Genomic DNA, 10,703 nt, shown 5'->3' with positions numbered 1-10,703 from the left:
GTATACGCGCTCCGCGACGGCGGACCCCGCCATCTCCATCATGTCCGCATAACTCTGGCCGCGCTCGTCGGCGGCCTTTTCGATGGCGCGCATCTGTTCCACGGTCACGATCTTCGACATATCGCTTCCCCTTCTCTTCGATTCACAACGATTCCTGTGCCGGGTTGCGCGACTAGTCGCGCACGTAGTAGATCAGATCGACGTCCCCCGGCGAAAAGCCGAGACGGGTCAGGACGACGCCCGCCTCGGACCTGAACTGCGTCCCGTGATTGACCACATGCGAGAGAATCTGCCACAGCGGCGTCTCGTAGTCTACGCCTTTCGTGCTGCGATAGCGCACCGGCTGGCCGAACGCCTCATCGGAGAGGGACTCCAGGTGCGCGTGCATCGCCGCCTCTTCCGCCTGCCAGCGCTCCAACAGCACGCCCAGCGTCGGGAAATCGGCCTCGCCGGGCAGCGCCTCGGGCGATACGCCCTCCTGGCAGCGCACCCGCCAGACGATTTCCGCCGACAGGATGTGCGCCAGCGTGCCGCGCAGACTGCCGAAGCTCAGCCCGGGGACCGGCTCGGCATACTGGTCCGGCGATACGCGTGCGGCGGCGTTCAAAATGTGGTGATTGGCCCAGACGTTGTATTCGTAGAGGATCAGTGCTTCTCGCTTGTTCATGCCCTCGTCCTATAAACAGCCAGCACATGCCGCTCTGGAAATAAAACGGGGCAGCTGGTCGACCTCTGCCCCGAAAAATCCACAAGGCGTGGAGCGATCAGTATTCCAGGTCCACGAAGTACGCCGATGCCGCGCGATCGAGCAGCTCTTTGGTCAGCGCGGGCGGCTGGTTCAGGTAGCGCGAGATGTCCAGAAGCTGCTCCACGATGTCACGCGGGTGCACCGAACGCAGGTTCCGGTTGGACTTGAGATACCACTCTTGCAGCAGGTACGCCAGCCCCTTGTCGTCGTAGGGCACGCGCTTGGACTCGCACACTTTCTTGAAGATGACGCGGTACTGTTCGTAGGTCGGGTCGCCCACTTCGATCTTGTGCGGAATACGGCGCAGGAACGCCTCGTCCACGAGGTCAGCAGGCGGCATGTTCGTGCTGAACACGATCAGCACGTTGAACGGGATCTCGATCTTACGCCCGGTCGACAGCGTCAGGAAGTCGATGCGGCTTTCCAGCGGCACGATCCAGCGGTTGAGCAGGTCACGCGGGCGGACCTGCTGGCGGCCAAAGTCGTCGATCAGGAACATGCCGCCGTTGGCCTTCATCTGGTACGGCGCTTCGTAGTACTTGTTCGTCGGGTCGTACACGAGGTCCAGCCCGGCCATGTTCAATTCACCACCGACCATGATCACGGGGCGGCGAATGCGAATCCAGCGCGGGTCGCGGCGCTCGCCGGTCGGCACGGAGCGCTGCGCGCCCTCTTCTTCCGGCAGCGCCTCGTGGTTGATGTTGTCGTAGACGCGGATCGTCTGGCCGTCCACATCGACCGCGTGCGGAATCCACATCGGGCTGCCCAGGATCATGTTGCCCACCGCGCGCGCGATGGTCGTCTTACCGTTACCGGGCGGGCCGTACATGAAAATCGCCTTGCCGGAGTTCACCGCCGGGCCGATGCGCCCGAACATCTCCTCGCTGATCGTCAGCCCCTGAAGTGCGCGCTCCAGATGCTCGCGGTGGACCGTCATGCGCGCCGTGGTCTGCGCCTTGACGGCGTTCACGTACTGGTCGAGCGTCACGGGGCACGGCCCGGCATACTGCGAGCGTGCCAGTGCTTCGTGCGCCTTCTCGACGCCCTTCAGCGTGATGGTGTACTCGAACGCACCCGCGCCCACACCACCAGCGCCGCGTACCTCGACCATCTTTTCACGCTTCAGTCCTTCAAGGACCTGATCTACGACGCCTGTATAGGGCAGATTCATCTGTTCGGCCACCTGCGTACCTAACAGGTAGCCGCCGAAATACATGATCTTGATAGCAAGATCGCTGAGCAGGCCGATATTCAGACCGGTGTCAGCGATCGAGCGTATCGGCGGTGGAGCCCACGGACCCGTCGTCGGGCGCGAAGGCAACGGACCAGAGCGTGAAATAGGCCGGACAAGTCGATCGGTCATGCGTGATATTCCCCCAACACTTCGCCCACGCGGAGCACTTCGGTAGGTCAGTAGAATACCGTGGTGGTCGTTTTTGACGTCCAAATTGACAAGAGTTGACCCTTAATGGCCCTTTTGCACTTCTAGAAACATGTGCGATCTGGTCAAAAAGGCTCAAAATCAAAGCTCCACGCTATTCTACGCAGCTACCAGCACTTCTTGCTCCGTATTATAGCAGTGTGTTGAGATGCGCAAATGCGGGACTTTTGCCGCGTCCCAATGTTTGGTCAGCACGACGTTGTGGGCCTGCAACTGCGCCATCCACGCGTTCGCCTGGGCTTCGGCGGCGTCCAAGTGATCGGGATCGATGCCCGGCGCGTGGAAGGTCACGATCGGCCCGTAACGGCCCGGCGTGCGCGGCGTGATGACCTCGTAGCCGCGCGCGCTAAGGTCGTCCATCGCCAGCCGCGAGCACCATCTGCCGGACCGGATCGGGCAGCAGCGAGATGCTGGCATGGTTGAGGTAGGTCAGCTCGCGGGTGACGCGGAACAACGTGCGCAGGGCGTCCAGATCGTAGAAGGGCTGCTCGATCACGGTGGGGCCTTTCAGCAGTGCATAAACTTTTTTTCGCTATGCCGATTATAGCCCGCCTCAGGAACGCAGCCCCACCCGCCCCACTCTTTTTATCAATATACTAGCCAGCGATCTACCCAACACCTAGCCAACGGTGTTGTTTCAAGCTATCCGGCAACGTATAATGAATCATGGCGGCTGCGGCAGCACAGACGCGGCACGCCCAACATGGTTTCGCTTATCGCACAAAGGAGAACTCATGACGCGCGCGGCTTTGATCCTGACGGTGGTCCTGACTCTGGCCCTGGCGAGTCTTTCATTCGCGCAGGACGGCACGATCACCCTTGTGCCCGTTCCGGTTCTCGATGACGAGCTGGTGGTTTCGGTCCCAAGCACCTGGGTGCGCTGGGATCGGGAAAATTACGACACGGACGAGGCGGCTCACGAGGCGCTGATCGCGCTGTATACGAGCGTCAAACCGTCCGCCGACTTTTCCGCGCTGCAAATGCCCACCAACGCCGTGTTCGTGGCGCTCGATCCCGACCTGACCGAGAACCGGATCACGAGCGTGCGCGTGGAGGCGTACCCGTTCGAGGACATCCTCGCGCAGCCGGGCGTGAACCTCGACCAGATCGGTTTGCTGGCCGAACAGGAAGGACTGACTCCGGGCGGGTATATGGCGCGGCGGCTGTTCGATACCAACGGCTACAGCGACGTGCGGGACGATGGTAGCGCGATCCAGGCCAACGGGCGAGACGTGTACGTGGGGTCCGACCCACAGCTTCCGCAGAACTGGGTCGCCGTGACCTATTTCGACAGCATCGACACCATCACGTTCACCACGTTCAGCAGCACGCCCACCTACCTGGACGACGAGCCGGATCTGCCCGAAACGCTGCTGCTGTCGCTGCGCCTGCCCGACGAGGATCTGGACCCGGCGGCATTCTCGCAGTTCAACGACGGCGAGCCGTTCCCGGAGCGGCTGGTCCCCGGCACGCCGGAACCGCCGACCCCCGAACCCACTGAAGCGCCCACGGAGGCTGTCGAAGCGACGCAGGAAGCCGCCGCTACCGAAGCCGCCGCGACCGGCTGCACCGTCCAGACGGGGACCAACGTCAATATGCGCAGCGGCCCCGGCGTCAACTTCGGCGCGTCCCCGACGCCGATGCGGCCCGTGGACCGGTTCGAGGTCACCGGGCAGGCTACCGGCACGGACGGCAGGGTGTGGTACCGCCTCGAAAACGACTACTGGGTGCGCAACGACGTGGTGCGCGCGTCGGGAAGCTGCGACGACCTGCCGGAAGTCGATTACTAGGGCGTCACTCAAGAATTGATGGAAGAAACATCTCCGTGTTTCGCACAGGTTTTGTAGGGGCAATTCATGAATTGCCCCTACAGGGTCGCTACCCGGTTTTTACCCTCAGTTTTTCCCTGGCGCACTGCCAGTGATCACCACGACCTCACCCCCGGCCCCTCTCCAATCAAGTTGGAGAGGGGAGAAAATCCTATACCGTAGGGGCGGGGCTTGCTCCGCCCGTTGTGCCTGGGCCCCGCCTATACGAAATGCTCCGCGTTCTGTGCCGAAAGCGATCCCGGTCAGGCGGCGGCAGGCGGCCAAATCCGCTTACAATCCCGCAATATCGGTTACGGCGGCGTAAAGCCGTAGGTTGCAAGCGCGCAAAATTGGGTGTTATACTGAGAAAGTGTTTACGACTTTTTTACATCGTAAATCCTTCGCGGGGAGCATCCATGATTGATCGCATTCAATGGCTGGGGCACGGCAGCTTTCGCATCCAGGGCCCTCCACTGATCTATATCAATCCGTGGCGGCTCGCACGCAACGCCTTCCACGCCGATGTAGTTCTCATCAGTAACGACCAGTACGATCACTGTTCTCCTGCCGACGTCGATAAGCTGCGCGGGCCGGACACGGTCGTCATTGCCAATTCCAGCGCCGCCTCTATGCTGGGGAACGATGTCGTGGTCCTGCGCCCGTGGCAGAGCATGTGCATCGCCAACACGCGCATCACGGCAGTGCCCGCGTATACCTTCACCAACCACCATCCCGTTTCAGAAGGCGCTCTGGGCTTCATCGTCTCGCTGGATTACTACGACATCTACTATGCAGGCTGCACGGACCTGGTTCCTGAGCTGGATCACATTCAAGCGGACGTCGCCATCGTGCCGGTGGGCGCGGGCCAGGGCACGATGAGTCTCGACGGCACGACACGCTTCGTCAAGCACATGAAGCCGAACTGGGTCATTCCGAGTCATTGGGGTACGATCGGCGGCACGCAGCTCGACGCGCAGGCCCTGAGCCGCGCCCTGGCCGAGCAAACAAATGTCGTGGTACTTGAAAAAACTCGGTAAAAAAGTCCAAAACAACTTTTTGACTTTTTTTTGATTGTGCGGTTAAATAGTTTTTAGTAACTTCTCATAGAAACTTGGCCTTGCGGCTTTTCATAAAGACTTAACTTCAAAGAAAATTTGTACACCAAATTAGAGTTGGCTCGCTCAAAATTACGTTTGATCTGCCAAGATTGACTTTGTAGCACCAACTAGTGACCTTTGTAGCGCCGTGTTCAACTAATGGTCGTTTAGCTAACCAAAACAGCGTTTGACCACCTCGGCACGGTAAAAATTACGTTAACAACTTATATATCGCGTTTTGGTCGTAAGAATAGATTTGAGAGGCGGTCCACACCAGGATCGCCTCACTTGTTTTAAACGGCTGGATGCGCGCCCGGTGCCGGAAGCGCCAGCCGCGAACGCGAAAATCTCGGAAAACAAAAACCGCCCCACCCTGTTTGGGGGAGCGGTTTTTTTGTTGGTTCGAGTGCGAACCGGCAGCTAGGCCGCCGATTCGAGCGTGCCGTCGTCGCGCCAGCGCAGAATCTGCTCGCCTTCGACGACGATCTTCGGGCGCGCCCCGCCGTTGATGGCATCCGCGTCTACGATGACACGGCGGATGTCGTCGTGCGAGGGGATCTCGAACATCACGTCGAGCAGCGACGATTCGATGATGCTGCGCAAGCCGCGCGCGCCGGTTTCGCGTGCGAAGGCCAGATCGGCAGCGGATTCGAGCGCGTCCTGAGTGAAGACCAGCTCCACGTTGTCGAGGTTGAACATCTGCTGGAACTGACGTACCAGCGCGTTCTTCGGCTCGACCAGGATGCGCACGAGGTCTTCGCGCTCCAACGGGTTGACCGTCGCCAGCACGGGCAGACGCCCGACCAGCTCGGGGATCAGCCCGAACTTCATCAGGTCGTCGGGGTTGGCGTGATGCAGCAGATCGCCCTGCGACATACTGTGCGGATCGCTGCCGCCAAAGCCCAGCGTGCCCTTCGTGCCGATGCGCTCCGCCACCGCTTCTTCGAGTCCGTCGAACGTCCCGCCGCAGATAAACAGGATGCTGCGGGTGTCGATCTGGATGAATTCCTGGTGCGGATGCTTGCGCCCGCCCTGAGGCGGCACATTCGCCAGCGTGCCTTCGATGATCTTCAGCAGCGCCTGCTGGACGCCTTCACCACTCACATCGCGCGTGATCGACGGGTTGTCGCCCGATTTGCGGGTCGTCTTGTCGATCTCGTCAATGTAGATGATGCCCTTCTCGGCGCGCTTGATGTCGAAGTCCGCGGCCTGGATCAGGCGCAGCAGGATGTTTTCGACATCCTCACCGACATAGCCAGCCTCGGTCAGCGACGTGGCGTCCGCGATGCAGAACGGCACATCGAGCATACGTGCCAGCGTTTGCGCCAGCAGCGTCTTACCGCTGCCGGTCGGGCCGATCAGCAGGACATTACTCTTTTCCAGCTCCACCTCATCGATAGAGCCGCCCGCGTTCACGCGCTTGTAGTGGTTGTAGACCGCCACCGACAGCACGCGCTTGGCATACGACTGCCCGACCACGTAGCGGTCGAGTTCTTCCTGGATCTCGCGCGGGGAAGGCACGCGCTCGATCTTGAAGTCGCTCTCGGTGACCTGGGGGGCCTCGTCGTCGAGGATCTCCTGGCACAGATGAACGCAGTCGTCACAGATAAACACACCGTCCGGGCCGGAGATCAACCGCCCTACTTCATCGGCAGGCCGCCGGCAGAACGAACAGCGCTGTGGTCCCATTACCTGACTCACTTCGACTTGGCCTCTTGCTTCGGAGCCGCAGGCTCTTCCTTCTTGGTGGTCTGTTCAAAGATACCGTCGATCAGGCCGTACTCGACCGCCGTCTGGGCGTTCATGTACAGGTCACGATCGGTATCTTCTTCGATCTTCGCCAGCGGCTGCCCGGTACGCTCGGCCAGGATGCGGTTCAGCAGATCGCGCTGGCGCAGAATTTCGCGCGCCTGGATCTCGATGTCCGTCGCCTGACCACCGCCGCCCGACGACCACGGCTGGTGCATGTGGATGGTTGCGTTGGGCAGCGCATAACGGCGGCCCCGCGTGCCAGCGGCCAACAACACGGTCCCGAAGCTGGCGGTCAGCCCGACGGCGACGGTCATGACCGGGGCTTTGATCTGTCGCATGGCGTCATAGATCGCCAAGCCCGCATAGATCACGCCACCGGGCGAGTTGATGTACATCTGGATCGGCTTGTCAGGGTCCTCACGATCCAGATAGAGCAACTGCGCGACGAGCAGGTTCGCCACCTGATCGTTGACCGGAGTCCCCAGGAAGACGATGCGTTCTTTGAGCAGCAGAGAGTAGATATCGTACGCCCGCTCGCCCCGCCCGCTGGTTTCAATGACCATCGGGATCAAGCCATTATAAAAGTCCATGCGTTGGCTCCTTGTGTGCTCGGAACTTCCTACTCAGACGACTCTGTGTCCTCCGCCGGTTGTTCTGCATCCTCTGCCGGGGCCGCTTCTTCGACCGCGACCGGCTTTGAGGGGGCTTCCGCCGCTGCATTCTCTTCGGCTACGGATTCGGCAGCCAGTTCGCTGGTGGCTTCGGCCTGGGGCATGCCGACGGGCGGATTCTCGCCCTTGGCGATCGCGGCCAGACGCGCCATCGCGCGTTCGGATACCAAACGGTTGGAAATATCTGAGCGGTTCATATCGGTGTTGAGTAACGCGCGAAGCTGCTCGGACTGCTCGCCGCCAAGCTGCTGGCTCATGCGATCGATCTCGGCATCCAGTTCTTCGCCCGTCAGGGCGATTTGTTCCTGGCGAACCAGCTCGCCCAACGCCAGCGCACGCTGCGCGCGGCGCTCCGCCGGGTCCTTATACTGCTCGGCCACGGCATCGCGGGACTGGCCGGTGATGCGCAGGAAGTCTTCCAGGTTCAGGCCGCCACGACGCAGCGACATGTCGAATTCGTTGATCATGTCGTCCACGTATTCGTCAACCAGCTCGGCGGGATACTTGATCGTCGCGCCTTCGACCAACTGGTCCAGGGCCGCGTCGATCAACTCGTTTTCCGCCTGCTGCGCCGTCGCCTCTTCCAGACGGCGGCGGACGTCCACGCGCAGGTCGTCGATGGTCTTGATTTCGCCGTCGCTGATCTCCTCAGCCAACGCGTCCGACCACTCGGCTACCGCACGCGACTGAACCTTCGCCACGTGCGCTTCGATGCGCAGCGGCTGGCCCGCAAGCTCTTCGTCTTCGTAGTCTTCGGGCATGACGAGCGTGAATTCCAGCTCGTCGCCAGCCGTCGCGCCCACGAGATGCTGAGAGAAGCCGGGGAACAGATCGTTCGCGTCGTCGCGCACGATGGCCTGATAATCATGCTCGTGCATGATCATCTCGCCCTCTTCCTCGTGGTCGTGATCGAAGTCTTCGTCGTCGGCGTCTTCGTCTTCAACGTCTTCACTGGCTTCGGCTTCGTCTGCGGCTTCCGCTTCGGTTTCTTCCTCTTCGGCCTCGGCCTCGTCCGATTCTTCCTCGCCGGTTTCGACGCGGAAGGCGGCGATATGACCCAGCGTCACGAGGTCAGACATTTCTGCCGGGCGATCGACATCTTCCAGAACGGCCTTGCCTTCGCGCAGCCCTTCCATCGCCTTTTCGACATCCTCGTCCGTCACCTCGGGAACCTGGAACTCGACGCGCACGCTGTCGCGGTAGCCGCCGAGATCGACCGTCGGCTGCTTGGGCACGATGAACGTGAGCGTCAGCCCGTCTTCTTCCTTGAAATCTTCGAGGCTGCCGGGCGCATACGGAGCGATCTCCGCTTCGTCCAGCGCTTCACGGTAGATTTCGTTGCCGAGCGCGTCAATCGCTTCGCCGAGCACGTACTCACGACCGTACAGGTTGAGCACGACGTTCAGCGGCGCCTTGCCGGGGCGAAAGCCGGGGATGCGCCCCTTCTTTGCCAGACGGCGAGCCGCATCGCGCAGCGCAGTTTCAACGCGAGCGGGATCGACTGCAACCGTCAAACGAGCTGTGTGGTTATCGAGGTGTTCTGTTTGGATGTTCAAGGTCCTGTCCTTCGCTGTGTTACTCGTAGCGATTATAGCACTCGAGTTTAGGGGCAAGCTATTGCTTGCCAGACTTCTAACGGAGGTCTTATACGCGAAAAAAGGGGCGCAGCAGTGCGCCCCGCGCTTTGGGGAAGATGGGACTCGAACCCATACGGATCGCTCCACATGATCCTAAGTCATGCGCGTCTGCCAGTTCCGCCACTCCCCCTTCGGGTGCTCCTATTATAATGATCGTAGCGGGATTGGGAAAGGGTTAAACAAATGGGGTGTACTACAGGGTGTCCAGGTCCACCGTGGGCAGCAGGAACGAAAAGACGCTGCCTCGATCCGGCGCGCTGTCCACCTCGATGGTGGTGCCCATACCCTGGGCCAGCACCAGCGCCAGCGCCAGTCCGGTCCCGGTGCCGGGATAGCGGCGGTTGGCCTCGCCGGAAAGCTGGTAAAACGTATCGAAGATGGCGCTTTGCTGTTCCTTCGGAATGCCGATCCCCTGATCTTCCACCGCGACCCACGCCCAGCCGCCTTCCAGCAGGCGCGCATGCACGTAGATCGGGGCGTCGTCGGCGCTGAACTTCAGGGCGTTGTCCAGCAGAAGCTGCAGCAGGCGTGCCGTGGCGAGCTTGGCCCCCATCACCGGGGGCAGATCGCGCTCGACCTGTTTGTAAATGCGAGGGGCGTGGCTGTGCCAGCGCGCGCTGCGCTCGATGTAGCGCAGGGCGATGTCGATCGCCTCGGTGACGATCATCGGCTCTAATTCGCCGCGATCGATCACCGCAAGCTGGCGGATGTTATCGGTCACGCCTTCGAGCTGGCCCAGCGCAGTGTTTGCCATGCGCATGAACCGGAGCTGTTCGTCCGTGCCGTTCGCTTCGATATCAGCGCCGAGGGTGCTGAGGGCGAGCTTCATGAGCAGGAGGGGCGTGCCAAGCTCGTGGTTGACGTTGCTGATGATCTGCTGCTTGACGGCCTCGACGTGCCGCCGCTCGTTGGCGAACTCTGCCGCCGCCTGCGCGGTGCGATCGGCCTGATGTTTGATGCGCAGCAGGCGGCGCAGCCAGCGCGCCAGCGCGTCCGCATCGACCGGCGCGGAGAGCGCCACATCTTCGCCCAGCTCGGATTCATCGTCCCAATCGTCGGCCCCGATCAGGATGACGGGCAAAAACCCGACCGTCTCGTCGGACTTGACGGCCTGACACAACTGTCGCCCGTCCATGTCCGGCAGCCGTGCATCAACGATCAGAGCAGCAGGTAGGCAGTCCGCCACAGCCACTAACGCCTGTTCGGCGCTGCGTACGGCAACCATGCTGTATCCCTCTGCGTCAAGCGTCTGCTTCACGGTTTTGAGGGTGCGCCGGTCATTCGTCACGACGAGCAGCACCATCTCCGACTGCTCGGGTGCGGTTCGTCCTATCGGCGCCGCGTATCCGGTCGTCAAGTGCACACGGACTCCTGCGTACCTGGAGAACGTCAATCTACCGTCCATTGTAATCGAATGGCCTACGGCGCGAAAGCCTTTCCGGTGCGAGGATCGTATGAGTTGAATTGGAATTACGGTAGAGTCGCATAAGCAGTGTACAGAAGCCATCTCACGACCAGCGCACAGAACCGTGTTATAGTGGAGATGGCG

Annotated in this window: 10 protein-coding genes and 1 tRNA gene; 2 read left to right on the top strand and 9 right to left on the bottom strand. The window is 61.2% G+C overall.

Going from position 1 to position 10,703, the window contains the following annotated elements:
• Positions 1 to 172: 172 nt before the first annotated feature.
• The 4 genes from V7116_RS18275 to V7116_RS18260 all read right to left on the bottom strand — a co-directional run bounded on the left by V7116_RS18275 (position 173) and on the right by V7116_RS18260 (position 2,685).
• The gene (locus tag V7116_RS18275; protein ID WP_324393402.1) at positions 173 to 667 is read right to left on the bottom strand and encodes a DinB family protein; all 495 of its coding nucleotides are present in this window, start codon (positions 665 to 667) and stop codon (positions 173 to 175) included.
• 97 nt (positions 668 to 764) lie between these two features.
• A complete protein-coding gene (locus tag V7116_RS18270) occupies positions 765 to 2,111 on the bottom strand; it encodes a hypothetical protein (RefSeq protein ID WP_324393401.1) in 1,347 nt (448 codons plus the stop codon).
• Positions 2,112 to 2,288: 177 nt separating this feature from the next.
• A complete protein-coding gene (locus V7116_RS18265; RefSeq protein WP_324393400.1) occupies positions 2,289 to 2,549 on the bottom strand; it encodes a hypothetical protein in 261 nt (86 codons plus the stop codon).
• Positions 2,536 to 2,685 carry a hypothetical protein gene (locus tag V7116_RS18260; protein ID WP_324393399.1) on the bottom strand — a complete coding sequence of 50 codons (150 nt, stop codon included), beginning with the start codon at positions 2,683 to 2,685 and terminating at the stop codon, positions 2,536 to 2,538. Before V7116_RS18260 ends, V7116_RS18265 begins: the two co-directional genes overlap by 14 nt.
• Before the next feature lie 238 nt (positions 2,686 to 2,923).
• Here V7116_RS18260 and V7116_RS18255 point away from each other — a divergent pair, with 238 nt between their 5' ends.
• A complete protein-coding gene (locus tag V7116_RS18255) occupies positions 2,924 to 3,979 on the top strand; it encodes a hypothetical protein (protein WP_324393398.1) in 1,056 nt (351 codons plus the stop codon).
• Between the two features lie 434 nt (positions 3,980 to 4,413).
• Positions 4,414 to 5,034, top strand: coding sequence for an MBL fold metallo-hydrolase (locus V7116_RS18250; RefSeq protein WP_324393397.1), 621 nt, complete (start codon positions 4,414 to 4,416; stop codon positions 5,032 to 5,034).
• A 480-nt stretch (positions 5,035 to 5,514) separates the two neighbouring features.
• On the opposite strand, the gene clpX is transcribed toward V7116_RS18250, so the two are convergent.
• The 5 genes from clpX to V7116_RS18225 all read right to left on the bottom strand — a co-directional run bounded on the left by clpX (position 5,515) and on the right by V7116_RS18225 (position 10,517).
• Positions 5,515 to 6,783, bottom strand: a complete 1,269-nt coding sequence (gene clpX / locus V7116_RS18245; protein ID WP_324393396.1) for an ATP-dependent Clp protease ATP-binding subunit ClpX — start codon at positions 6,781 to 6,783, stop codon at positions 5,515 to 5,517.
• A gap of 8 nt (positions 6,784 to 6,791) precedes the next feature.
• Positions 6,792 to 7,436 (bottom strand): ATP-dependent Clp protease proteolytic subunit, encoded by a 645-nt coding sequence (locus V7116_RS18240; protein WP_324393395.1) that lies wholly within the window; start codon positions 7,434 to 7,436, stop codon positions 6,792 to 6,794.
• A gap of 29 nt (positions 7,437 to 7,465) precedes the next feature.
• The gene (locus V7116_RS18235; RefSeq protein WP_324393394.1) at positions 7,466 to 9,073 is read right to left on the bottom strand and encodes a trigger factor; all 1,608 of its coding nucleotides are present in this window, start codon (positions 9,071 to 9,073) and stop codon (positions 7,466 to 7,468) included.
• Between the two features lie 129 nt (positions 9,074 to 9,202).
• Positions 9,203 to 9,284: transfer RNA gene (locus V7116_RS18230), tRNA-Leu, on the bottom strand.
• Positions 9,285 to 9,347: 63 nt separating this feature from the next.
• On the bottom strand, positions 9,348 to 10,517 hold the full coding sequence (locus V7116_RS18225; protein ID WP_324393393.1) for a hybrid sensor histidine kinase/response regulator: 1,170 nt from the start codon (positions 10,515 to 10,517) through the stop codon (positions 9,348 to 9,350).
• Positions 10,518 to 10,703: the final 186 nt, after the last annotated feature.

The organism is Aggregatilinea sp., assembly GCF_036822615.1.
Lineage (GTDB): Bacteria > Chloroflexota > Anaerolineae > Aggregatilineales > Aggregatilineaceae > Aggregatilinea.
The sequence above is the reverse complement of the archived record's forward strand: the minus strand, read 5'-3'. Positions and strand labels throughout refer to the sequence as shown.